Origin of the sequence: Pseudomonas sp. G2-4 (assembly GCF_030064125.1) — a bacterium.
Lineage (GTDB): Bacteria > Pseudomonadota > Gammaproteobacteria > Pseudomonadales > Pseudomonadaceae > Aquipseudomonas.
This window is the reverse complement of the sequence record NZ_CP125957.1, coordinates 3,402,386-3,424,251: the sequence shown is the minus strand read 5'-3', so window position 1 is coordinate 3,424,251 and position 21,866 is coordinate 3,402,386. Positions and strand designations below refer to the sequence as shown.

Annotated in this window: 25 protein-coding genes and 3 pseudogenes; 16 read left to right on the top strand and 12 right to left on the bottom strand. The window is 55.7% G+C overall.

The genetic code is table 11. From position 1 onward, the window contains the following. Positions 1 to 44: 44 nt before the first annotated feature. Positions 45 to 1,304: a cation:dicarboxylate symporter family transporter gene (locus QNH97_RS14850; protein ID WP_283552676.1), complete on the top strand. Its 1,260-nt coding sequence runs from the start codon at positions 45 to 47 to the stop codon at positions 1,302 to 1,304. A gap of 598 nt (positions 1,305 to 1,902) precedes the next feature. Here the strand turns inward: QNH97_RS14850 and QNH97_RS14845 are convergent. Further along, positions 1,903 to 2,292, bottom strand: coding sequence for a winged helix-turn-helix transcriptional regulator (locus QNH97_RS14845; RefSeq protein WP_283552675.1), 390 nt, complete (start codon positions 2,290 to 2,292; stop codon positions 1,903 to 1,905). Positions 2,293 to 2,406: 114 nt separating this feature from the next. Between QNH97_RS14845 and namA the strand changes: the two genes are divergently transcribed. The 4 genes from namA (at position 2,407) to QNH97_RS14825 (ending at position 5,675) form a co-directional block, all read left to right on the top strand. Then, positions 2,407 to 3,447: an NADPH dehydrogenase NamA gene (gene namA / locus QNH97_RS14840; RefSeq protein ID WP_283552674.1), complete on the top strand. Its 1,041-nt coding sequence runs from the start codon at positions 2,407 to 2,409 to the stop codon at positions 3,445 to 3,447. Positions 3,448 to 3,536: 89 nt separating this feature from the next. Beyond that, entirely contained in the window at positions 3,537 to 3,920 is a 384-nt protein-coding gene (locus QNH97_RS14835; RefSeq protein ID WP_283552673.1) for a nuclear transport factor 2 family protein, read from the top strand. Between the two features lie 68 nt (positions 3,921 to 3,988). Beyond that, entirely contained in the window at positions 3,989 to 5,008 is a 1,020-nt protein-coding gene (locus tag QNH97_RS14830; protein WP_283552672.1) for an alpha/beta hydrolase, read from the top strand. A gap of 208 nt (positions 5,009 to 5,216) precedes the next feature. Further along, entirely contained in the window at positions 5,217 to 5,675 is a 459-nt protein-coding gene (locus QNH97_RS14825) for a nuclear transport factor 2 family protein (RefSeq protein WP_283557491.1), read from the top strand. 53 nt (positions 5,676 to 5,728) lie between these two features. Here the strand turns inward: QNH97_RS14825 and QNH97_RS14820 are convergent, their stop codons facing one another. Next, positions 5,729 to 6,604, bottom strand: coding sequence for a LysR family transcriptional regulator (locus QNH97_RS14820; protein WP_283552671.1), 876 nt, complete (start codon positions 6,602 to 6,604; stop codon positions 5,729 to 5,731). Positions 6,605 to 6,757: 153 nt separating this feature from the next. On the opposite strand from QNH97_RS14820, the gene QNH97_RS14815 reads away from it, so the two are divergent. Then, positions 6,758 to 7,339, top strand: a complete 582-nt coding sequence (locus QNH97_RS14815; RefSeq protein WP_283552670.1) for a TetR/AcrR family transcriptional regulator — start codon at positions 6,758 to 6,760, stop codon at positions 7,337 to 7,339. Here QNH97_RS14815 and QNH97_RS14810 read toward each other — a convergent pair. Continuing rightward, positions 7,336 to 8,001 carry an NAD-dependent epimerase/dehydratase family protein gene (locus QNH97_RS14810; RefSeq protein ID WP_283552669.1) on the bottom strand — a complete coding sequence of 222 codons (666 nt, stop codon included), beginning with the start codon at positions 7,999 to 8,001 and terminating at the stop codon, positions 7,336 to 7,338. The two genes, QNH97_RS14815 and QNH97_RS14810, sit on opposite strands and share 4 nt — an antisense overlap. Then, positions 7,998 to 8,669 carry an SDR family oxidoreductase gene (locus QNH97_RS14805; protein WP_283552668.1) on the bottom strand — a complete coding sequence of 224 codons (672 nt, stop codon included), beginning with the start codon at positions 8,667 to 8,669 and terminating at the stop codon, positions 7,998 to 8,000. The genes QNH97_RS14810 and QNH97_RS14805 overlap by 4 nt, the downstream gene beginning before the upstream one ends. Positions 8,670 to 8,963: 294 nt before the next feature. On the opposite strand from QNH97_RS14805, the pseudogene QNH97_RS14800 reads away from it, so the two are divergent. Further along, positions 8,964 to 10,021, top strand: a pseudogene (locus QNH97_RS14800) (pyridoxal phosphate-dependent aminotransferase). A gap of 18 nt (positions 10,022 to 10,039) precedes the next feature. Here the strand turns inward: QNH97_RS14800 and QNH97_RS14795 are convergent. Further along, complete coding sequence (locus tag QNH97_RS14795) at positions 10,040 to 10,672, bottom strand: TetR/AcrR family transcriptional regulator (RefSeq protein WP_283552667.1); 633 nt, start codon at positions 10,670 to 10,672, stop codon at positions 10,040 to 10,042. Between the two features lie 122 nt (positions 10,673 to 10,794). Further along, positions 10,795 to 11,118 carry a LysR family transcriptional regulator gene (locus tag QNH97_RS14790; RefSeq protein WP_283552666.1) on the bottom strand — a complete coding sequence of 108 codons (324 nt, stop codon included), beginning with the start codon at positions 11,116 to 11,118 and terminating at the stop codon, positions 10,795 to 10,797. A gap of 106 nt (positions 11,119 to 11,224) precedes the next feature. Here QNH97_RS14790 and QNH97_RS14785 point away from each other — a divergent pair, with 106 nt between their 5' ends. The 4 genes and pseudogenes from QNH97_RS14785 to QNH97_RS14770 all read left to right on the top strand — a co-directional run. Further along, positions 11,225 to 11,806, top strand: a complete 582-nt coding sequence (locus QNH97_RS14785) for a TetR/AcrR family transcriptional regulator (protein ID WP_283552665.1) — start codon at positions 11,225 to 11,227, stop codon at positions 11,804 to 11,806. Between the two features lie 52 nt (positions 11,807 to 11,858). Next, on the top strand, positions 11,859 to 12,962 hold the full coding sequence (locus tag QNH97_RS14780; protein WP_283552664.1) for an alkene reductase: 1,104 nt from the start codon (positions 11,859 to 11,861) through the stop codon (positions 12,960 to 12,962). Positions 12,963 to 13,032: 70 nt separating this feature from the next. Beyond that, entirely contained in the window at positions 13,033 to 13,776 is a 744-nt protein-coding gene (locus QNH97_RS14775; RefSeq protein WP_283552663.1) for an SDR family oxidoreductase, read from the top strand. A gap of 139 nt (positions 13,777 to 13,915) precedes the next feature. Continuing rightward, positions 13,916 to 14,197 (top strand): annotated as a pseudogene (locus QNH97_RS14770) (FAD-dependent oxidoreductase); the annotation flags it as partial. Here the strand turns inward: QNH97_RS14770 and QNH97_RS14765 are convergent. The 5 genes from QNH97_RS14765 to QNH97_RS14745 are packed head-to-tail and all read right to left on the bottom strand — an operon-like array spanning position 14,194 to position 16,783. Further along, positions 14,194 to 14,772, bottom strand: coding sequence for a flavin reductase family protein (locus QNH97_RS14765; RefSeq protein ID WP_283552662.1), 579 nt, complete (start codon positions 14,770 to 14,772; stop codon positions 14,194 to 14,196). The pseudogene QNH97_RS14770 and the gene QNH97_RS14765 overlap by 4 nt on opposite strands. A gap of 56 nt (positions 14,773 to 14,828) precedes the next feature. Continuing rightward, positions 14,829 to 15,278, bottom strand: coding sequence for an SRPBCC family protein (locus QNH97_RS14760; protein ID WP_283552661.1), 450 nt, complete (start codon positions 15,276 to 15,278; stop codon positions 14,829 to 14,831). 44 nt (positions 15,279 to 15,322) lie between these two features. After that, positions 15,323 to 15,709 carry a nuclear transport factor 2 family protein gene (locus QNH97_RS14755; RefSeq protein ID WP_032885487.1) on the bottom strand — a complete coding sequence of 129 codons (387 nt, stop codon included), beginning with the start codon at positions 15,707 to 15,709 and terminating at the stop codon, positions 15,323 to 15,325. A 56-nt stretch (positions 15,710 to 15,765) separates the two neighbouring features. Further along, complete coding sequence (locus tag QNH97_RS14750; protein ID WP_283552660.1) at positions 15,766 to 16,149, bottom strand: nuclear transport factor 2 family protein; 384 nt, start codon at positions 16,147 to 16,149, stop codon at positions 15,766 to 15,768. Positions 16,150 to 16,159: 10 nt separating this feature from the next. Then, complete coding sequence (locus QNH97_RS14745) at positions 16,160 to 16,783, bottom strand: TVP38/TMEM64 family protein (RefSeq protein ID WP_283552659.1); 624 nt, start codon at positions 16,781 to 16,783, stop codon at positions 16,160 to 16,162. A 332-nt stretch (positions 16,784 to 17,115) separates the two neighbouring features. On the opposite strand from QNH97_RS14745, the gene QNH97_RS14740 reads away from it, so the two are divergent. The 4 genes from QNH97_RS14740 (at position 17,116) to QNH97_RS14725 (ending at position 19,994) form a co-directional block, all read left to right on the top strand. Continuing rightward, a complete protein-coding gene (locus tag QNH97_RS14740; RefSeq protein WP_283552658.1) occupies positions 17,116 to 17,382 on the top strand; it encodes a hypothetical protein in 267 nt (88 codons plus the stop codon). Positions 17,383 to 17,727: 345 nt separating this feature from the next. Beyond that, positions 17,728 to 17,883, top strand: coding sequence for a hypothetical protein (locus tag QNH97_RS14735; RefSeq protein ID WP_283552657.1), 156 nt, complete (start codon positions 17,728 to 17,730; stop codon positions 17,881 to 17,883). Between the two features lie 255 nt (positions 17,884 to 18,138). After that, entirely contained in the window at positions 18,139 to 18,954 is an 816-nt protein-coding gene (locus QNH97_RS14730) for a sensor histidine kinase (RefSeq protein WP_283552656.1), read from the top strand. Between the two features lie 470 nt (positions 18,955 to 19,424). Next, a complete protein-coding gene (locus QNH97_RS14725) occupies positions 19,425 to 19,994 on the top strand; it encodes a DJ-1/PfpI family protein (RefSeq protein WP_283552655.1) in 570 nt (189 codons plus the stop codon). Between the two features lie 843 nt (positions 19,995 to 20,837). On the opposite strand, the pseudogene QNH97_RS14720 reads toward QNH97_RS14725, so the two are convergent. Then, positions 20,838 to 21,104 (bottom strand): annotated as a pseudogene (locus QNH97_RS14720) (plant Invertase/pectin methylesterase inhibitor family protein). 362 nt (positions 21,105 to 21,466) lie between these two features. Here QNH97_RS14720 and QNH97_RS14715 point away from each other — a divergent pair. Next, positions 21,467 to 21,832 carry a histone-like nucleoid-structuring protein, MvaT/MvaU family gene (locus QNH97_RS14715; protein ID WP_283552654.1) on the top strand — a complete coding sequence of 122 codons (366 nt, stop codon included), beginning with the start codon at positions 21,467 to 21,469 and terminating at the stop codon, positions 21,830 to 21,832. Positions 21,833 to 21,866: the final 34 nt, after the last annotated feature.

Here is a 21,866-nt window from a genome sequence, read left to right as displayed (position 1 = left end):
TACTGCGCTTACGCAGTCCTTTCATTCCAACAAAAAGGCTAGACATGAAACGTATCCCCTTAGTTTGGCAAATAGTTGCCGGGCTGTTGCTTGGCGTGCTCGTGGGTTGGTATTTCAATACCCACCCGGAAAATCAAGTGTGGGTCAGTACAGAAATCCTTAAACCGCTCGGTGATATTTTCATCAAGATGATGAAGATGGTCGTCGTGCCGATTGTTTTCTGCTGCATGATCCTCGGCATAGCCGGAGGCGGCGATAACAAATCGTTCGGTCGCATGGGCGCAAAGTCGTTGATCTACTTCTTTGCAATCACCAGCCTTGCCATCGTGCTTGGCTTGTGCTTCGCCAATCTTTTCGAGCCGGGTAAGGGCACCGAAATCGCTGGCATTGCACACAACGCTGCAGCCGTGCACATGGAGCCGTCGAAAGGTGCGCTGATCATCCTGCAAAACATCGTGCCCGATAACGTGATTGTCGCGATGTCAGAAGCGAAGTTGCTGTCGGTGCTGTTCTTTGCTGTGCTGCTGGGTATGGCGTTGAACACGTTGCCTAAAGAGAAAAGCGCACCGGTTATTGCGGTGGTGCAGGGTTTCTCCGACGCAATGTTCAAAGTCGTATCATTTGTCATGGCCTACGCACCGATCGGTGTATTCGGCATGATTGGCGCCACTGTAGCGACCTTCGGATTTGCCTCGTTGCTACCGTTGCTCAAGTTGATCGGCGTGGTGTATCTGGCGCTAATTACCTTTGCCCTGGTGATGCTCGGCGGCATTTGCTACTTGATCGGCGAAAACGTCTTCAAGTTGATCAAGTACTTCCGCGATGAGCTGATTCTGGCTTTCTCCAGTGCTGCCTCTGCGGCCGTCATGCCACAGTTGATGACCAAGCTGGAAGCCTATGGCGTGCCTCGACGCATCGTCAGCTTCGTGGTGCCGGTGGGTTATGCGTTTAACTTGGACGGTGCTTCGATCTTCCTCGGTGTGGCGACGATCTTCATTGCCCAACTCTATGGCATCGATCTGTCGTTGACTCAGCAAATTCTGCTGGTGGTCACTATGGTGCTGACGTCCAAGGGCGCTGCGGGTGTGCCTGGGTTTGCCATCATCATCCTGTCGGCCACATTGGCGTCTGCCGGCCTGCCGCTGGAAGGGGTCGCGTTGATTGCCGGGATCTTCCGGATAATCGACAGCGGCACCACTACCTTGAACGTGCTGGGTAATGCAATTGCACCTCTGGTCATCGCCAAGTGGGAGAAAGCGCCCTTGGAGCGAAAAGGGTCTGTAGGGGGCGAGCAGAACGCTTAATCAGCGACACACAAGAGCCCCGCGTCGAGGGCTCTTTTTTTGGGTGATCAATAAATAAGAAGTTGTTGCGTGTTGATTATTTTCAGACGCCGCAGGGATGGGTTCAGATAACGAATCGCGCCCTGTTAAGTCCCACTGTGCTGCCATTATTTATAAAAAAACAGGTAGCCTATGTGCAAGACATCAGAGTTCTATCGGACGCGTCGCTGCGTCGCGCTATGGATGGTGTTGCTATTTATGGGCGTTTATCAACTGGCAACCGCCAGCCCACGCGCGGCGTTGACGCATTCTGCGGTGGCCGTACCTGACCGATTCGCTGCGGACACCGCCAACACGATCCTCTGGGGGCCTTACGCGCCAATTTCCGGGCAACTCTGGCGGCGGACCTAGACGTCGCTGGCTACTACCTGGCCAACCAGGGCTTCAATGGTGATATGCAAGCAATCAGGGTTGAGCATGGCGTGCCTGAGCCCGTTTCAGATCCCATGGGGAGGGGGGACGTCCATTGCAAACTGGCTTGAGACCCACCCAACCCACGCCCCAGAGCCGGCTCTTTTTCCAGCGCCGGGGCGTTAGCCTGCCTGACAAAAGTCTAAAGCTAGGCGAGCGATTCAAGTGGGTTGGCATTGATCTCAGCGCGCCTGAACGCTAGGATTGCACCCTCATGTACCGCTCCCCATTCGCGCATTGCACTGATCAATGGCGCAAGCGTGTTACCTAACTCTGTGAGCGAATATTCAACCTTGGGCGGCACCTCACGATAGATTTCGCGATGGATAACCCGGTCAGTCTCCAGCTCTCTGAGTTGCAAGGTGAGCATCCGCTGCGTCACATCGGGGATCAGCCGGCGCAACTCGTTGAAGCGCTTTGTTCCGGACATCAGATGGAACAGGATCAGCGATTTCCATTTCCCGCCAATGACATCGACTGTAAAGGAGACAGGGCAAGCGAATGCTTCAACTTCATTCTGGGGGATGCATTTTTTCACAGGAAATCTCGTTGGTATAAAAAATGTGCCTACCGCACAAAAATGTGCGTACTTACGCATCTGTTGTGCGTACGCTAACATTATTCCGTATCGACCACTACGGAAATACTGAAAATGAGCTTGTTGCTTTTCCCCCATGAAATAAAAGGCATGAAACTGAAAAACCGCGTGGTCATGTCACCTATGTGCATGCATATGGCTGCCGATGACGGCTTCGTTACTGAGTGGCACCGAGTGCATTACGGTGCTCGCGCCTTGGGCCAGGCGGGGCTGATTTTCCCCGAGACGCTGGCAGTTCACGCCGATGGCCGTATCGGGGCCGGTGACCTCGGTATCTGGAGCGATGCGCACATCGTCGGCTTGAAAGCGCTGACCGAACTGCTTCACAGCTTTGGTGCCAAAGCCGGTGCTCAGATCGGCCATGCGGGGCGCAATGCTGACCTGCCCAACCTTATTCACATTGCGCCGTCGGCTATCCCGTTCACGGATACCAGCCCCGTGCCTCGCGCACTCGCGGCTGACGAAATTCCGGGTTTGGTGAAGCTCTATGGCGATGCCGCACGACGCGCCAGTGAAGCGGGCTTTGATGTGCTTGAGATCCATGCCGCTCATGGTTATTTGCTGAATGAGTTCCTCTCCCCACTCGCCAATACCCGCGACGACGAATATGGCGGTGATGCCAAGCGTCGCTACCGCTTCCTGCGCGAAGTGCTGGAGGAAGTCAAAACCCATTGGGGCGATCGTCCTCTGTTTGTTCGTATCTCCAGCTCTGATTACGCCGAAGGCGGAAATACCCCCGAGTCGTTCCTTGAATACGGTCGCTGGATGAAGGAGCAGGGCGTCGATCTGATCGACTGCAGCTCCGGCGGCATCAAGATGATCAAGGTTCAGACCTATCCTGGTTACCAAGTCCCGGCCGCTGAGTTGCTGCGCAAAGAATTGCATATTGCGACGGGGGCCGTGGGTGTCATCCAGAGTGGGCGTCAGGCCGAAGAAATCCTGCAGAACGGTCGAGCTGACCTGGTGTTTGTCGGGCGGCAAATGTTGCGTGATCCATTCTGGGTGCGCACTGCAGCAGATGATCTGAAAGAAATCATTGAGATTCCTGCTGCCTACACGCGCTACGGGTCTGTATGGCTTGATACCAAAGCGTGAATCAGCCCACGTCATAAGCGGGTGGCTGGACGGTCCTAATTCTCAATCCAATCCAATCCAATTCAATTCAATGAAGCAGGAGCAAAACTATGAGCAAACCTACTTACGTGCACGAATACCAAGCCATCACCGAGGTGCTGAACCTGTACATCGAGGGCTGCAAGCAAGCGAAAAGCAGCCTCATGAAGCCTGCTTTCAATGAGCTAGCGACCATGTTTAGCGTCGATGGCGACGGTAAGCTGGCCGGCGGTGCAATTCCAATCCTGTTCAAGGGTATCGACGAGGGTTTTCGCCCTTCTCCCGACGCACCGGCAGCCATCGTACGCATTGAAATCGTCGGTACGGCGGCTAGCGCACGCATCGACGCCAACGACATGTCAGGCATTTCCTTCACCGACTTTTTCCATCTGTTGAAAGTCGATGGCAAGTGGACGGTCGTCAGCAAGATCTTTCATACCCACGTCGCGCCTTGAACCTCTGTCGTCCTTGAGTCTGCGGTAGTTGAGGCTTCCCAGCACACAGATATAAAAATGGAAACGTCATGAAAACCCTTACCTCTGCTCTCGCTCTTACGGTCGTTACTCTTGCGCCCGGTACTGCCTCCGCCACCACATACCCGGGAGTTGAGCACAACACCGCGAAACTCTTGCAATCGCTTGAAGGTGTCCCGACGCTCGACTCCATGACGCCGGTCGATGCCCGTGCGGCATTGGCGGGTGCCCAGGCTGCCCCCCAAGTGGCCTTGCCGGCAGCCGATGTCAGCGAGAAGACGATACGCGTCAACGGCAGCGATCTGAAGTTGACCATCGTGCGCCCGGTCGGTAGCCAACAGAAGACCCTACCCGCGTTCATGTATTTCCATGGCGGCGGCTGGGTGTTGGGCGACTTCCCGACCCACGAACGACTGGTGCGTGACCTGGTGGTAGGCTCGGGTGCGGTGGCGGTCTTCGTCAACTACAGCCTCTCGCCAGAGGCGGCATATGGCGTCGCCACCGAGCAAGCCTATGCCGCGACAAAATGGGTTGCTGAACATGGCGAAGAGATCAAGGTAGACGGCACGCGCCTCGCCGTCGCGGGCAACAGCGCAGGTGGGAATATTGCCGCCGTGGTTGCCTTGATGGCCAACGAGAAGGGTGGACCCGCACTGCGTTCGCAAGTGTTGCTGTGCCCGGTGACTGATGCTGACTTCGACACGCCGTCGTACAAGGAGTTTGCCAGCGGCTATTACCTGACGAAGGACTTGATGGTGTGGTTCTGGGACAATTACACGCGCGACGCCGAGGCACGTAAGCAGATTTACGCTTCGCCGCTGCAGGCGAAGACCGAGCAGTTGAAGGGCTTGCCGCCGACGCTGATCCAGACTGCCGAATTCGATGTCCTGCGCGATGAAGCTGAGGCTTACGGCCGCAAGCTCGACGCTGCGGGTGTACCTGTGAAGACGGTCCGCTACAACGGAATGATTCACGACTTCGGGTTGTCGAACGCGTTCAGCCATCTACCGACGCCGCGCAGCGCAATTGCGCAGGCATCTCAGGAACTCAAGAGCAACCTGAGCAAGTAATTTCAAAAACAACGAACCCGCAGGTCACGGTGAAACTGCGGGCGTCGTTATTGAAACATATCGTTATCTCACTGCGCGGCTGCCTGCGCACAGCAAATTCCATGAGCGTCTGCTGGATTTTTGTGGTTGAGATATTTCAATAATTACACTCCTTGTGAAGAGCGACTAAATGAAATTTATATCTATTAAGCAGTTGTTTTTTGTCGGCTTGATTTCGAGCCTTGGCGCGCTGGCTCAAGCAGACAACTCACCGAGCAATCCGCAAGTTGTCAGTGGTAAAACAGTCAGCAAAGCTACTTATGTAGAAGACTATCAAGCTATCACTAAGGTGCTTAATACGTATATTGAGGGTTGCAAGCAGGCGAAGAGCAGTATCATGAAACCCGCTTTCAATGAACAGGCGACAATGTACAGCGTCAGCACTGATGGCAAGCTGGAAGGCGGCGCGATTCCAATCCTGTTCGAGGGGATTGACAAGGGTTTCCGCCCGTCTCCGGATGCGCAAGCTGCTATTACTCGTATTGAAATCGTCGGTAATGCCGCGAGTGCTCGCATTGACGCCAACGGCATGTCCGGCCTCTCTTTCACCGACTTCTTCCATCTGCTGAAAGTAGAGGGCAAGTGGACGGTTGTTAGCAAGATTTTCCAAACGCATGCAGCGCCTTAATTGCTGTTTACTCCGTTCGGCATGCTCTCCAATATTCCAATGATGTTTGGCGTCTAATGCTTCTTCACGGCCTGCTCAATAATCAGCTGAGCCAGTAATTTTACTGGCTCGGTAAGGCTGCGGCGTGCACGATGAATCAGCCCTATGTCGCGATGGAATGTGCGTTGTTTCAGGTCGATCGCGCGCACTTCAGCAGGCCATTCCTTACGAGTGGCCGTTTCCGGTACCAGGGCCACACCGACGCCATTCGCAACCAGTTTGATGATCGCGTCCAGCTCATCGAGTTCGCAGACTTCATGCAATGAAAAATGGGTTTGACGCAAGAACCTATCAACCTGGCGCCCGCCAAAAGATGAACGGTCATAGCGGATAAAGGGTTGGCTCGATACCAATTCAGCCCAATCGTCTCCCTGCATATCGGCGGGGACGATCAGCCGGTAAGGTTCTCGTGCCAAGGTTGTCCAGCGCAGATCACTGTGAAGCGAGAAGGGCGGGCGGATGATCGCGGCCATATCGATTTCGCCTGAATCGACTTGGTTCACCAACTCCATCGACAAGCCGGGGAGGACTCGCGTCCTGCATTGCGCAGATCGTTGATGAAATTCAGCCAGGGCTTCTGGCAAGAAGGAGCGCTGAACCGAGGCAATCGCTCCAATGGTGACCAAAACGTTCGCAGGAAGACCCACCGATGTCGAGCCCAGATCTTTAAATTGGCGTACCAGTTCCTGACCCTGCGCCAAAACCTGGTGACCCATTCGATTGAGCTGAGCCGAGCGTCCCTTACGGTCGAACAGCTCTACCCCTAGCTCTGCCTCAAGGCGTTGCATCTGGGCGCTGACGGCGGCTTGGGTGAGGCCGATTTTGCTGCCGGCAGCCGCAAACGTGCCTTCTCTCGCCACAGCGATAAGTGTTTTCAGTTCTTTGATCATGCTCAAATAATAATTATGTTTTACTTCGAAATATATTTATATTTTTGTCGCTGAAGCGCTGCATAAAATTGCCTCCGATGCAGGTGAACAAACGGCAGGCGCTCTAACGGGCGCCTGACGCTAGATCATTTTTTTGCTAGCATGCGCCGCATTATGAAGAAACCCGCCCATGACATGCGCCAGCACATCATCGATGTCGCCAGGTCGCTTATGACCCAAAAAGGTTACACCGCCGTCGGCCTTACCGAGTTGCTCGCGGCCGCGGGTGTACCTAAAGGGTCGTTCTATCACTACTTTCGTTCCAAGGACGAGTTCGGCCAAGCGCTGCTCGAAGAGTACTTTGAAGAGTACCTCACGCGGGTCGATGTGCAATTGGCCAGCGAGGGCTCCGGCGCTGAACGTTTGCTGAGCTATCTACGCTATTGGGCCGAGACGCAGGCGTTTGATCACACTGATCAAAAATGCCTGGTGGTCAAATTGGGTGCGGAAGTGTGTGACCTGTCCGAAAACATGCGCGGTGTGCTTGAAAAAGGGACTGCCCTGATCATCGAGCGGATGGTTCGTTGTGTTGAGCAGGGTAAAGCAGATGGCTCCATAAGTGCGTCGGTTGACTCAGCAATATTGGCTGAGGCGCTCTACCAGATGTGGTTGGGCGCCTCGTTGCTGGTCAAGGTCAACAGAACACGCGAGCCTTTTGATGCTGCGCTTGATATGAGCCGACGCTTGTTGGCTTAGTGTTGATCGGCAGGCTTGGTCATGCTGCTCGATGGCACAACATGAATGCCAGGGGCCTGACTGATCGCGGCTTGAAGCAATGCCCGCGCAATCAGCGCCGGGGGATTGAGACGCCAGCGTTCCGGTAACAGCGGCGACGCAAGCTTGAGCATCAGAATCAGTGCACGTTCGGCATGGCGCACCTCCTCACGCTTGCCCCCGATGACACCGGGCCGCACATAGGTAAGCGATTTAAACCCCACCTTCGCCAAATCCTTCTCCAGGCGGCCTTTGACCTGGTTATAGAAAAACGAAGATCCCGCGTCTGCGCCGATAGCTGAATTGAGCACATAGGCCGACGTTCCGTGAGCGCGCGCAAGCTTGGCCACTGCCAATGGGTAGGTGTGGTCGACTCGCTCGAAGGCGGCTCTGGAACCGGCTGTTTTGAGCGTGGTGCCCAATGTGCAGATCACCGCATCCGCGTGCCAGAGATCTGCCTGTTCGTCCAAGCGATCAAAATCGGTGGGCGTGGCGATGAGTTTAGGGTGCACCGCCAAGGCCTTGCGTGTTGGCGCGTAGACCTTGCCGACGCGCGGATCCGACAGGGCCAGATCCAATACATGGCTGCCAACCAGCCCGCTTGCACCGACCAGTAGCAGCTTGAATGTTGTGGGTTCGTTCATCCTTGAGTGCTATCCCGCACAAAACTCTGGAAAGCCTCATTGACCGGTGTGCTGCCTTGGGTCAGTTCGATAATGACGCGACTCACGCCGGGCTGTTCGATGATCTGCAACAGGGCTGCGGCCACATCCTCGCGTGGCACGTCGCCATAGGGGATAGCCAGGCCGGCGTGGACTTTGCCTGTGCCCGGCGAGTCCAGCAAGTTGCCTGGGCGCAGGATGACCCAGTCGAGATCGGTTGCGGCCAAGTGCACGTCGGCGCGCTTTTTCACGACCATGTAATTTTCGAAGGTCTCGGAAACCGATCTGCCACGCGATGCTTCTGGAAACGCCGACACTAAGATGAAACGCCGGATACCCGCCAACTGAGCTGCGGCTACAGACAGCTCCAAGCCGTGACCGTCGATGGCATCCGTCATCTGCGCGCCGCCTTTGCCGCCGGCACCGGCCGCGAAGACCACGATGTCACTGCCCGTCATCAACTTGGCCAGAGCCTCTGTGTCAAGCTCAAGCAAGTTACCTGCAACGGGGCTGGCGCCGAGCGCTTTGAGCCCCTCGGCCTGTTCATCATGCCGGTACAACGAACGTGGTTGATGGCCTCGTTCTGCCAGCTGTTGAGCCAGGCTTCGGGCCACTTTACCCGAACCACCGACGATAAAAACTGAGTGCATAGCTCCTCCAGATCAGGCGATGTTTCAAAAATGGCCCGCTCAAGCGAACCTGCAAACGCTGTTGGCGAATGCACGCTGAGGGTTATTCTATATTGCTCACTACAGAATATGTCAAGCGCTTGGGAGATTTGGCCCGGGGCACTTACCTGTTGATCAATCTGCGCAAGAGGCCAAAAAAACGGCCAGGAATAAACAAATAAAATTGATTTTCTGCATCCATTTATATTGTTTTAATTGTCTGCCAGAGGCCGCTAGCATTGATGCTCTATCAACAAAAGCTGAAAGAGTGGCCCCATGCAATTGCTCGGAAATCTGCTGAAAGCAGTTAAACCCTCGCCAACGCTGGCAATCACGCGCAAGGCTGCAGAGCTGCGCCGCAATGGGGCCGATATCATTAGCCTGTCCACGGGCGAGCCGGACTTTCCCACCCCTGACCACATCAATGCAGCGGCCAAAACGGCGATTGATGCAGGCCAGACTCGCTACACCGATGTGGATGGTACGCCCGAACTCAAGGCGGCGATCGTTCGAAAGTTTCAGCGTGAAAACGGCATCACCTACGCCATCGACGAAATCAGCGTCGGCACTGGCGGCAAGCAAGTACTGATCAATGCGCTGCAGGCCACCCTTAACCCCGGGGATGAAGTCATCATTCCTGCGCCTTACTGGGTGTCCTATCCGGACATGGTGCGCCTGGCGGGGGGCACGCCCGTGGAAATCCCCTGCGCGTCCCATCAGCATTTCAAGATCACCGCCGAGCAACTCCAGCAAGCCATCACGCCGCGTACCGTTGGGTGTTTTCCACGCTGGCTTCGCAGGTGCCGGCGTTACATGGTCGCGTGCTGACCGTGAATGGCGTTTCAAAGGCCTATTCTATGACGGGCTGGCGCATTGGTTATGCGGGCGGTCCTAAACCTCTAATTGCTGCCATGGCCACCATTCAATCGCAGACCACGAGCAACCCCTGCGCGATATCCCAGGCGGCTGCCGTGGCAGCGCTGGACGGGCCTATCGATTTTCTGGCTGAGCGCGTTGAAGTGTTTCGTCAGCGCAGGGATCTTTGCCTGGACGCTTTTAACACCACTCCCGGCCTGGTATGTCGCCGTCCGGAGGGCGCTTTTTATCTCTTCCCTTCATGCTCGGGGCTGTTCGGGCGCAAAACGCCTGCAGGTGTGATGCTGACTAATGACGTGGATGTCTGCCAGTACCTGCTCGAAGCCGCACAGGTGGCGGTGGTACCGGGGAGTGCGTTTGGGTTGGAGGGGTATTTCCGCATCTCCTTTGCGACCTCCACCGTGCAGCTGGAGCAGGTGTGCGCGCGCATCAAGGCCTCGTGTGAACAGCTTGCTTGAATGCAGCGCCGGGTTTAGTCACGTTGAGAGGGAAGGGCTCAGCATCGCTACGGCTGTTGCGCCGATGCCTTGCAGATCTTCCCGGCTGGCAGCGTCATGTGCCTGCAGGGACATGCCTTCGAGCAATGTATTCAAGGCCGCGGCGAGCAGGCGAGTGTTGGTTTCCGGTTTGAGCTGACCTTGTTCCACTGCGCGATCCAAGCGCTGCTGTAAGTAGTCACGGCCTTCCTGGCGCAAGGCCTTGAGGGTCGCGGTGACTTCACCGGCATCGTCGGAGACATTGACTGCCGCGAGGACGACCATGCAGCCACAGGGCGCCTCGGGTTCGGTCAGGATCGACGCTGAGGTGTGGAAGAACTCGCTGATGGCGCGCACGATGTCCGGCTCGGTGTCCATGCGCTCCCACGTGGCATCCCAGAACGTCGCTTCGTAGTAGGCAACCGCTTCCAGAAACAACTTGGCTTTGTTGCCGAACGCCGCATACAGGCTGGGAGGGCTGATGCTCATGGCTGAACACAATTCCGCCACAGAGGCCGGCTCGTAGCCACGCCTCCAAAACACTGCCAGCGCCTGCAGCAGAGCCTGGTCTCGATCAAACGCGCGCGGGCGTCCTTTTGCGCGTGGAACAGAGATTGGAGGGGAGTTGGTCATTGAGTGCAGCACCTTGGGGGCGTATCGCCAGACGAGCATGCCTGGAAGAAAGTTCTGCCCAATGATACACAAAATGAAATTTTCGGTTGCGCAGCGTAATTTTGAGAGTTCAGGTCGGCGCGTTACGCGTGCGCAAGGGGCGGTACGTTGTAGCGCTCAAGCACGTGGCCAATACCGCTCAATAGCGGTATCACATGCTTCGCAATGTCATCAGCGACTGCGGTGGGCACCATCTCAGCGTTTCGGCGAAAAAACAACGGATCCTGAAAAAGCAGCCTGAGCTTGGACAGACTGTTGCTGACTGCGGGCTGTCCAATGTTCAAGCGCTCGGACGCCCTGGTGACACTTTTTTCCTGATAAAGCGCAGCGAAGATCACCAGGCAATTGAGGTTGAATTGCGCAAGGCACTCGGTGTTGAACGTTGACGTGGGGGGAGGGGTGTTCATGAGCTTGACCCTGTCATTTGTCTTCGTTCGCCGTTGGTCGTAGAACGTGAGGCTATTCTAAAATTTACTAGACGACCGGTCTAGTTTTAATTAGAGTGGCTGCATTATGAAAAAGCATCATTCTGAGACACGCCAACACATCCTGGATGTCGCCAGGACGTTGATGACTCGCAAAGGCTACACCAGCGTAGGGTTAGCTGAGGTGGTAGCGGCTGCGAGCGTGCCGAAAGGTTCGTTCTACCACTACTTCAAATCCAAGGAAGAATTTGGTCAGGCATTGCTTGAACAGTATTTTTCCGACTACCTCGAAACAGTCGACACGCTGTTGATGGGCTCTGCACCCGCCGCGCAAAGGTTGCTGAGTTACTTCCAGTATTGGGCGCAAACCCAGTGCTCTGATTTGCCGACCGACAAGTGCCTGGTGGTCAAATTGGGCGCCGAGGTCTGTGACCTCTCGGAGGGCATGCGCCTGGTGCTCGACCGAGGTACGCAGGCCATCCATGCAAAACTTGAGCGCTGTATTGAGCAGGGGCTTGTCGATGGTTCGATCACGTCCACAGCGCCCAGCGCGACGCTTGCGCAATCGCTCTATCAGGTTTGGCTCGGTGCTTCGTTGATGATGAAGATCGGCAAGCGCGATGACGCCTTTGAAACATCCCTGACTCTGGCAAAGCGACTTTTGTCGTAACTATTTTTTTACCAACTTACTAGACGACCGGTCTATTTAAATGAGGTCTATCATGACAGACAATGCCACTCGTACCGACTTATTCACCCCCATCGACCTGGGCGCGATGAAACTCGCCAACCGTATTTTGATGGCGCCTGTAACCCGCAGCCGCTACGCCGAAGATGGCATTCCCAACGAACTGCACGCCGAGTATTACGCTCAACGCGCCACGGCGGGCTTGATCGTCGCCGAGGCCACCAATATTTCCGCGCAAGGGCGCGGTTACGCGGCCACCCCTGGCATCTGGAGCGAAGAGCAGGTTGCGGGCTGGAAGAAAGTCACGGATGCCGTGCATGCAGCCGGCGGCAAGATCGTCAGCCAGCTGTGGCACGTGGGGCGGTTCTCCAGTGTCGAGTTGCAACCTGACGGTGCCGCACCGGTCGCGCCTTCCGCGATCAAGGCTGAAGGTGACACCTACACCACCAACGGTTTCGTCCCGGTGTCGATGCCACGGGCGCTCGAAACCGATGAGATCCCGGGGATCATCGAGCAGTACAAGCGTGCTGCCGAGAATGCCAAGCGTGCCGGTTTTGACGGGGTCGAGGTTCACTCGGCCAACAGCTACCTGCTGGACCAGTTCCTGCGGGACTCGACCAACCATCGCACCGACCAGTACGGCGGCTCCATCGAGAACCGTGCGCGCCTGACCCTGGAAGTTACCGACGCAATCGTCAAGATCTGGGGCAACGACCGGGTTGGCATTCGTTTGTCGCCGGTGACGCCTGATGCCGGCAACACGCCGCCCGACAGCAATGTCATGGCGATGCATGGCTACCTGATCCAGCAACTGAATGCATTCGATCTGGCTTACCTGCACTTCGTTGAAGGCGCTACCGCCACCTCGCGTGAAGTGCCGGAAGGCGTGGACATGGACGCATTGAGCGCACAGTTCAACGGGCCCTTCATCGGCAACAACAACTACGACCTGGACATGGCTATTGAGCGCCGCGCCGAAGGCAAGATCGACGCCGTTGCGTTTGGTCGCCTGTTTATCTCCAACCCGGACCTGATTGAGCGCTTGCGTCGTGGGGCCGAGCTGACCATTGCACCGCGTGAGTCGTATTACGGAGGCGGCGCCAAGGGCTACACCGATTGGCCAGTCGGCAACTACTGATCCCCTTATATCCGCGATAACCCCAAAAACTGCCCGCATAGACGGGCAGTCACCAACGAGAGGAACGCCCATGAACTATCTGCAGAATAAAACCGCGATCATCACTGGCGCATCGTCCGGCCTGGGTGCTGCATCGGCACGTGCCTTGTCCGACAAAGGCGTTCGAATTGTCGCAGCAGCCTTGGACCAGCAAGGCCTGGACGCCATCGTCAGCGAGTTGAAAGGCAAGGGCGGTGAAGCGGTAGGTCGCGTCAGCGACGTTACCAACCCTGAGGATATGAAAGCGCTCGCGCAATTCGCCCAGGACTCTTTCGGTTCGGTGGATATCCTGATCAACAACGCAGGCTTGATGCTGTTTTCTAACTGGGTCGACCTGGCCACCGATGATTGGGAAAAGATGATCAACGTGAACATCAAAGGCTACCTGCATGGTATCGCGGCGGTGTTGCCGTTCATGCTGAAACAGAAGTCGGGCCAGATCCTGAATATGGATTCGGTCGCCGGTCACCAGGTCGGGCCTGCTGCGGGTATCTACAGCGCCACTAAGTTCTTCGTGCAGGCCATGACTGAGTCGATGCGTAAAGAACTCGGCGTGCAGCACGGCATCCGTGTCAACACGGTCAGCCCGGGTGTGATCAACACCGGTTGGGCCGATAAAGTCACCGACCCGGCAGGCCGTAAAGCGGCGCAAGAGCTGAATAAAATCGCTATCTCGCCGGACGATATTGGACGCGCAGTGGTGTATGCACTAAATCAGCCTGAAAACGTCACCGTCAACGACCTGATCATTTCGCCGACCCGCCAGGATTGGTAAGTCATAAGCGTTGAAATCACCCTACCCAGGCACCGGCGCAACGCCATGTGCCTGGGCGCTACAGGATCCGTCCTGTCCCCCCAAGTAAAAGCAATGAGAGCCTTCAATGACACTCGTATTTTGATTGTCGACGGTGGCGCTGGCGAAGAGCCTGCAAGCCCGGTTTGAAGGCAAAGCCCTGCCGACCTATGTCTACAGGGACCATGGCTTGCTGGTCTCGCTGTCACTCTATTCGGCGGTGGGTAACCTGATGGGTAAACTCACGGGCAGTGTGACGCTGGAAGGATGGTTGGCGCGGGCGTTCTATGCATCGCTGTCCCGCATGCCCCAAGTCGCGCTCTATGGCCTGGTACCCTCGGCATTACTGATGTTGGGTAACCACCTGGGGCCAGGCACCGAGCCTCGGTTGAAACTGCACTAGATCACTGATGGGGTTAGCGCTTCGCCGATCGCATAAAAGTGGCCGCCTGCGATGTAGTGCAGGCTACGAAAATCCGGGTGCGCACGCTCATAGTGCCAATGGCCGTCGCTGAATACCCGTGTGTCGGCCCAGGCAGCGACGACTTCACCGATAAACAGGTCGTAGGTCGACTGGTTGTGCGGTTCGGGCAGTAGTTTGCACGCAAGCCAGGCCGAGCATCCGGCCACGAATGGCACGTCATGGCCGCTGATACTGAATAGCTCGACGCCGCTATGAGCCAGCTTCCGTGGATCTGCCTGCAGGCTGACGCTGCCGACATCGCGGGTCAATTGCAGCTGTGCCACAGTCGGAACCTGAATCACAAACACGCCGCTACGCTCTACCAGTTCGCGGGTTTTGGCGATCTTGTCCAGCACCACAGTAACTTTGGGCGGTAAGAAATCCAATGCACAGGCCCATGCCGCGGCCATCACATTTCGAGTCTCCTCGTGTTGAGCAGATACCAGCACGGTGGGGCCGTGGTTGATCAGCCGATAGGCTTTTTCAAGCGGCACTTCGGCAATGTGGTCGTGCATCGTAACTCCAGAAAAATTAAATCCCGCATCCATTGCTGGAGCGGGGTAGGGCACATTCACGCGGTGGCGGTTTGGTTCAGGTAAACCTGGAGGCTTTCATGACCACCGACAATGAGCGACTCGATGGTCGAGGTCCATTGCCCCTGGGGATCAGGCTCACGCGTGTCGAAGGTCGCAGACCACAGAATCACGGTTTTCTGCTCGCCGGTCAGCGGGATCAGTCGCACGGTCAACACGTAGTTGTCGACGGGCAGTGGCGCTTCAACGAAGCGGTAGGAGAACTGCAGACTCACCGCGTCTACCGACAACAACTGCTCGCGCAGAATGGTGCCGTCCTGCAACGTCAGCCGACGGATGCAGCCAACCAGTCCGTCAGGCTGGCCGTCTTCGATGACGCTCTGCGGGATCGCCGGGTGCCACTGGCTGATCTTCCCGAAGCGCTTGAGTACATCCCAAACGCGCTCGGCGCCGCCGCCTACAACGGCGCTGTATTCAACTTTTGCCATGATTCATCACCTTAAGGAACAGCATTGCGTTCAGGCCGCTCGGGTCAGCCTTCGAACTGGTGATAAACCTTGGCGATCACCTTCCAGGTGCCGTCGATTTTGATCAGTGTCAGGTAATCGTTGTAGTCGGCACCGATCGCGTCCTTTTCCATATCCACCCGTACCACGGCGGTGGTTGGGGTGATCGCCAGCACGTCCAGGCGGGTACTGATATCCGGGGCCGTGCCATTGGTACGGACGAAGTCGAACAGGTTGCTGATCGGGCCGCCCAACAGTTTGCCGTTGGTGAAGCCGTACATCACTGCCTCCTTGTGGAAGGCCTGCTCCAGCACTTCCGGGCTGCCGGCACGCAGGCCGTCAGCGTATTGCTGGGCCACGGCGACAACGGCGTTGTAGTCCTGGGTGGGTACAGCTTTGATGTTTTTGCTCATGGTCAAACTCCTTTGCATGGTTTTCACGCCAACAGGGCGCGGTTCAAGCGGGTGGGTTAAGGAGCAACGTGGGTGTGGTAGATCTTGCTGATGACCGTCCACTTTCCATCAACCTTCAGCAGGTTGAAGAAATCGGTGAAGCAGAAGCCAGAGATGTCATTGGTATCGATACGTGCGCTGGCGGCGGTGCCCACGATATCGACGTTGACGATGGCGCCTTTGGCTTCCGGTGAAGGGCGGAAGGCACTGTCGATGATGTCGAACAGACCCTGAATCGGGCCACCGGTCAGTTGACCTTCGCCATCCACGCCAAAGATGGTTGCCTGCTCGCTGAAGGCCGGTTTCATGAGGCTGCTTTTGGCTTGCTTGCCACCTTCGTTGTAGTGGTTCAGCACCGTGACGATGGCGTTGTAGTCTTCGACGTAAGTTGGGTTGCTCATGGTGTTACTCCTAGTTTGAAGAGGGTTGAAGAAGGGCTTGGTTGATTGCTTTGTGTGCGTATCGAGCGATGGTCAGTAAGGCGATTAGCGCAACGACCAAACCCGCCCAAGTCATCACTTGAGTCGAGCGGCTGGTCGTTACCTCGCCACTGATTATCTGTGCGACATCAGCCGCCAGAGATCCCAGGTACGCGTACAGAAATGTTCCAGGAAGCAGGCCGGTCCAGGTCGCCAGCAGGAAATCTCGACGAGCGATTCGGCTGGCTCCGAGTCCGTAGCTCAGCGGAGCGAACGGCACGATGGACGCCAGGCGCAAGAGAAAAACAATCCGAAAACCTCCTGACTCGATAGCGTGGTCGACCGCCGCTGATTTGGGGCTGTTCGCCAGGCGTCGTTTGACCCAAGGGCGCAGAAGCGATCTGCCCAAGGCGAACGCGACCGCTGCAGACAGCCAGCCAGCGGGCGAAATGAGCAGCGTTCCCCACATCGGGCCGTACAAAAAACCTGCGAACGCCGTGAGCATCGAGGCGGGTATGAAGGCGACAGTGCCCACCACAAACATCGCGGCATAGAGCGCAATCCCGACGACGCCGAGCGAGCGAATAATCTCAATCCATTGCGTGATGTTGTGCACGGCTAGGTCTATCACGTTTCCTATTCCATTCTTTTCGGTCGGTCGGTCGGTCGGTCGGGGATGATTACCGCCCAACACATCACTGAAGGCTAATTCAATAGCGATCGCTATATATTCATGTGTATTCTATAGCGGTCACTACAGTTAGTGTCAAGAAATTTGCTGTCGGTGTTGGCGAAGTGCGGAGTGGACGCTCGACGGTGCCGCCAATATTCGATGGCCCCAGGAGCGAACCATGACGCCAAAGTTTTACGCACAGGGCACCTGTTTCTACGGCTCTACGGGCACCTACAGCTTGTTGGATAGGTGCGAGATCACCAAGGCGGTTGGTTATGACGCCCATCTACCTTTCAATCTGGGATGGACGTAACTGGGCAGCTGTCGAGCCGTTGAGCGCCGTCAAGGGGCGCCACGACCTTGAGGTAGCGGGCACCTATGTGGTGCTCAACCTGCGCCTTGGCGCAGAGGCGGAGCAGAACGCGGGCATCTATCGGATGCTGAAAGTGGCGCCGCCAGGCTCCACCGTTGAATTGGCGATTAAAACGGCAGGGGACTTCGCGCATTCAGACCCGAGGGACGATGAGCCTGTGGTGTGCTGAGTGGCCGAAGCCTTGTCTATCGCGCAACAGCGCAATACTTGCATCTTGATCAACTCGCATTTGCTGCAATGGAGCGAAAAGCATGACGACGCCCTGCGCATTTGTGAGCGACTCAATCACCCCAACCTGGGCCGCTGATTCACGCCAGTGTCAATGTGATCACCTTCGGCCGCGCGGAGTTTGCCCAGGTAGTCCTGGAGGTGTTTGCCCTTTTGCAAGACCGGGCTTTGCTGCGCGGCCTCAACCGCAAGAAACTCATCGTGTACTTCGCCTTTGGCCTGATGCTTAAAGGGCGTCAACGCACGCAGCGCCGGGATAATCATCTCACTGGAGCCGGTCTACGCCATGGCCTACGCGTGGTGGTTGTTCCATGGAGCGCCGTCATATCGGATGTTGACAGGAGCGGTGTTGATTGTGCTGGCGATTGTGTTGTCGGCACAGAGTGCGAGGGGATTCGCGCAGGACCAATGGCGGAGCGGCTACTTAACTCACCTATGGTGATCTCGCCACGTCCTGCGATAATCAGGGTAGGGCAGATCACAGGTGCTCCCTGTTTTTCAAAACTCTCAGGATTCCCACTGATATGTTGAAAGCCTCAGGCCGGTCTATCGATTCGCAGAGACTCCGATCGGAGCTGCCCTTATCAATAGCGTGTTTGGCCTTAGGCTGGGGGCATCCTTTTCAAACCATCCAAAGCATGCCCTCAGATGTGCCCCCAATGTAGCAATCCACTGGAAGTGAATGGAGCTCCATGGTTTGTGGAATGTCAAAAATGACCCTAGAGAACACGAAAGACGGCGTGCTCAATTGCGAGAGGCAAACGAGCAGTTGGTATTAACGGCACTCAACGCGCAACAACTCCAGGTCGCTGCGGAGGACGCCCTTGATAAGCAGAAAAAAATTCTGGCAATGGTTGCGCACGAGTTGCGCAATCCACTCACACCGCTAACCCTGGTGGCGGGGCTGCTGATGCACTCCTCCCGTGAGCGGTTGGCGAGCATACAGGGGATTATTGAGCGTCAGACAAGCCATATTTCGCGGCTGGTCGACGACCTGATGGACGTATCGATGGTCCAGACAGGCAAGCTCAGACTGAACTTCCAGCCTGTAGACATATCAACGATCATCGATGAGGCCGTCATTGTTTGTCGTCCTGCGATCGACCTACGCTTTCAGCAATTTGTAGTGCGCCAGCCAAGTCGCCCGCTGATGATCAATGGCGATCAGCTCAGATTGACGCAAATTTTATGCAACCTGCTTGGCAATGCCTCCAAGTACACACCCAATAATGGTTCGATCGAGCTAGTTATCGTTGCCGGTACCGAGGACATCACCTTGACCTTTTCCGATACCGGTATAGGTATTAGCGCTGAGGTTCTGGCTTTTATTTTTGATCCCTTCGTTCAGGACGCCCACGCCATTGGGTTCAACGGCACAGGCCTGGGGGTTGGGCTGTCAGTCGTTCGCGAATTGGTCGAGGGGCACCGAGGCTCGGTAAGCGTGTCCAGCGGTGGCTTAGGGCTCGGCAGCAAGTTTGTCGTCACGCTACCGTTGCACCCACAATCCAAATAACAGTTTTGTGATGGTGGCAGCATGTCATGCAGGGTGATCGCGGCTTGATCCTGATTGCTGACAAGCTGTTGAGTGAGTGCGAGCAGATGCTGGTGGGATTACCGACTCAATGCCATGGTCTGATCTGGTTCTCACGTCAATTATTTCCATTGAGCACTGCCCCACCGTAGAGGTAGCGCGACAGATCTGCCCAGCGTTTCAGCCGGAAACCCAGAGCCCTGCTTATAGCCGAACCTTGAGAGTCAGAGTCGTTTCATCGAGTGTGATTACTCCGTGTGGTATCGATATGGTTACCAGTAGCCTGCAAGCCTGCCAGCGAAACAGACGATTTGGTCTGAGTGAGACCATATCGTCTGTCTTAAAGCGGCCAACAGCTGCCAGTCACGAGATGCCTTTTTCGACCCGAAGCAGCCCTTGATGTCTGTTTGTTGTCGTCATATGTTACGGGCATTCATGGAGGATTCTGACTGATGGCACGCGTGGGTTTGATACTGACACCCGGTTTTGCGGATTGGGAATATGCTTTCATTGCGGGTACGGCGTCCCCGTTTTACGGGATCGACGTCAGGTTTTTCGCTCCTACTACGGGGCAGTTTCGTTCGCAGGGTGGATTGGCTGTAACGGTCGATAGCAGCTTGCAACAATGTCTGGACTGGAAACCGGACGTTGTCGTCGTCATTGGAGGAATGGTCTGGGAAAGTGCAGAAGCCCCGGATATTCGAGACTTTCTTCATGCCAGTCGTTCAAGTGGAGCAACCATTGCCGGTATCTGTGGAGGAACGCTGGCACTTGCGAGGGCCGGGCTTCTAGACACGGTTCCTCATACCTCGAACAGCGCTGACTTCTTATTACAGAATGCCGTCAGTTATGAAGGCTGCACGCTTTACCGAAGCAGCTCAATAGCGGTGATGGCAGACCGCATCATTACTGCTCCAGGCACCGCCCCCGTTAGCTTCACCTGCGCAGTGTTTGAAGGTGCCGGGCTATCTTCAGAGAGCATTTCTCAGTTCAGGTCAATGTTGGCAGCGGAACATGGGTGATCGCGTCGTCCCGGCATGTCGGGCACGTCCTCAGGAGATAATTGATGAGCGCTGGCGATGTACCTGTGGGACAGTGTTACAAGGCTACGTAACCTTTGTAGGGAGTGAGAGGCCGTGGATCGGAGCGCAGTTCATGAGCCTCAGTTATAGCGCCAATGGGAAGCGGTTTCACAAGTCTCTCAACGAAACCATTGACGCTTGGTCAACTGCAACTCTGCGTAAAGCCTCATACGGGCTGAAGGTAGGCGACCCGGTGTCGGTTTGGTGCTCTCTCAGCGACTCGACGTGTGTAGCATCGGCGAAAAACCAGCCGAAAAAACAGCATTGTTGCGTCTGATTGAGGCTCTGGGAGCGATAGGGTATTTAAGTTGATCCACGCTGTCCAAGCCGACATGGTTTGAGGCGTTTGCTGTGTAGGCGTGCTGGATCATCCGATGCCTGAATCCTGACGCGCAATGGCAGCTTCTGTCCGTTAGCTGCCCGCCGCATGCATATGACTTAGGCATCAAGCTTTGAAGCATGATTGGCAAAATCAATGAAACCGTCGATGGGGTAGGTAACAATGCGCTGGGCGAGCGAGCTAGCCAATCCTAATTTGAGGGTGCGCAGGGAGGTGATAAGCCAGAGCTTCACGACACGAGTTGATCAGCTATGGACTGTGTATTGCCGGTTGACCGCATTACCTGGTGGCTTCATCCGATTGCTCAGGCTGAATTGTTTTAAGTTATGGCTCAGCAATAATTATCGCTGGGACATAATTTTGAGGGCGTTTAGCGGTCAACTCGCAGGCGGGTTTGCGGCACTCAATGAGCGGTACCAGTCCGTATAGGATGTATTGGTAATCTAACGTCTGTTGAAGTCAGAGTTCACGTCGTCCCACCAAACTGGCCCGCGCTCCCCAAACGCTTCCTTCGCGGTTTGCACGAATGCTCTTGCCGCCGACAACTGCCCAGGGTCTCCAGAGGCTTTCGCTGCGTATACCTCACCGCATGCTGTCATGAGTTCGTCGACGAGACTCTGCCGAACATCCGCAGGAAACGATGGGTCGCTACAACGCTATAGCTGCCCTTTGACTACAAAGTAGCGACCGTCGGGAGTCGTTGGATAGATGTTGGGGACGCCTTGTGAATCCAAAAGCCGTGCGCGGCTAGCACCACCAAGGCGGTTCTCAGCAGCTAAATCTAGACAAGGCCGACAAACGACAGAATAACGAGGGCGATCACAACTGCCCCGACGATGTAGATAATATTGTTCATTGAAGCCACCTCTCATTTGAATGGAATTTTGACACCAAGGTGCCTAATACAGACGACACCTTCACTAGCGATTCCGTTCCGCAAACCGTTCTCAAAGATGGCGCTATCGCGGCAATCTTCCGTATTTGCGCCTTTTCAAGCCTTCTCTCGTCGCCACTTCATGCACGTCTTTGTTTTTGGTGTAACGTGGGGAAACTAACTAAAAAGAGGTTTTCCATGTCGAAGCTCGCAGAATTTCGCCAACTTGAAAAACACCTGGCCAAGCAGCTCCAGGCCCTTGAAGCTTTGAAGGGTGACGCTGGCTTAAAACAGGAAATCGAATTTGAAACCAAGCTGCGCGCTTTGCTGGCCAGATACGGTTTCAGCTTGAGAGACATCGTAAATTTGCTTGATCCGCAAGCTGGTCGCCGCGCACCTGCGACAGGGCAAAAAGCCGGCAGTCGTAAGCCTCGCCAAGTGAAGATTTACAAAAATCCTCAAACTGGCGAGGTCGTAAAAACTAAGGGCGGCAACCAAAAAACACTGAAAGAGTGGAAAGCGAAATATGGCTCCGACACCGTCGAATCCTGGCTTTCCAAGTGAGTTTAGTTTGAGTACAAAACGGCCCGAGAGGGCC

Excerpts from the sequence above, each read along its gene's own strand:
- QNH97_RS14715 (WP_283552654.1), top strand. The coding sequence starts at position 21,467 with ATGTCGAAGCTCGCAGAATTTCGCCAACTTGAAAAACACCTGGCCAAG.
- QNH97_RS14760 (WP_283552661.1), bottom strand. The coding sequence starts at position 15,278 with ATGGCAAAAGTTGAATACAGCGCCGTTGTAGGCGGCGGCGCCGAGCGC.
- QNH97_RS14795 (WP_283552667.1), bottom strand. The coding sequence starts at position 10,672 with ATGACCAACTCCCCTCCAATCTCTGTTCCACGCGCAAAAGGACGCCCG.
- QNH97_RS14815 (WP_283552670.1), top strand. The coding sequence starts at position 6,758 with ATGAAGAAACCCGCCCATGACATGCGCCAGCACATCATCGATGTCGCC.
- QNH97_RS14780 (WP_283552664.1), top strand. The coding sequence starts at position 11,859 with ATGACAGACAATGCCACTCGTACCGACTTATTCACCCCCATCGACCTG.
- QNH97_RS14805 (WP_283552668.1), bottom strand. The coding sequence starts at position 8,669 with ATGCACTCAGTTTTTATCGTCGGTGGTTCGGGTAAAGTGGCCCGAAGC.
- QNH97_RS14755 (WP_032885487.1), bottom strand. The coding sequence starts at position 15,709 with ATGAGCAAAAACATCAAAGCTGTACCCACCCAGGACTACAACGCCGTT.
- QNH97_RS14725 (WP_283552655.1), top strand. The coding sequence starts at position 19,425 with ATGGCACGCGTGGGTTTGATACTGACACCCGGTTTTGCGGATTGGGAA.
- QNH97_RS14790 (WP_283552666.1), bottom strand. The coding sequence starts at position 11,118 with ATGAACACCCCTCCCCCCACGTCAACGTTCAACACCGAGTGCCTTGCG.
- QNH97_RS14765 (WP_283552662.1), bottom strand. The coding sequence starts at position 14,772 with ATGCACGACCACATTGCCGAAGTGCCGCTTGAAAAAGCCTATCGGCTG.
- QNH97_RS14785 (WP_283552665.1), top strand. The coding sequence starts at position 11,225 with ATGAAAAAGCATCATTCTGAGACACGCCAACACATCCTGGATGTCGCC.
- QNH97_RS14850 (WP_283552676.1), top strand. The coding sequence starts at position 45 with ATGAAACGTATCCCCTTAGTTTGGCAAATAGTTGCCGGGCTGTTGCTT.
- QNH97_RS14820 (WP_283552671.1), bottom strand. The coding sequence starts at position 6,604 with ATGATCAAAGAACTGAAAACACTTATCGCTGTGGCGAGAGAAGGCACG.
- QNH97_RS14740 (WP_283552658.1), top strand. The coding sequence starts at position 17,116 with ATGACGCCCATCTACCTTTCAATCTGGGATGGACGTAACTGGGCAGCT.
- namA (WP_283552674.1), top strand. The coding sequence starts at position 2,407 with ATGAGCTTGTTGCTTTTCCCCCATGAAATAAAAGGCATGAAACTGAAA.
- QNH97_RS14735 (WP_283552657.1), top strand. The coding sequence starts at position 17,728 with ATGGCCTACGCGTGGTGGTTGTTCCATGGAGCGCCGTCATATCGGATG.
- QNH97_RS14810 (WP_283552669.1), bottom strand. The coding sequence starts at position 8,001 with ATGAACGAACCCACAACATTCAAGCTGCTACTGGTCGGTGCAAGCGGG.
- QNH97_RS14750 (WP_283552660.1), bottom strand. The coding sequence starts at position 16,149 with ATGAGCAACCCAACTTACGTCGAAGACTACAACGCCATCGTCACGGTG.
- QNH97_RS14830 (WP_283552672.1), top strand. The coding sequence starts at position 3,989 with ATGAAAACCCTTACCTCTGCTCTCGCTCTTACGGTCGTTACTCTTGCG.
- QNH97_RS14835 (WP_283552673.1), top strand. The coding sequence starts at position 3,537 with ATGAGCAAACCTACTTACGTGCACGAATACCAAGCCATCACCGAGGTG.
- QNH97_RS14775 (WP_283552663.1), top strand. The coding sequence starts at position 13,033 with ATGAACTATCTGCAGAATAAAACCGCGATCATCACTGGCGCATCGTCC.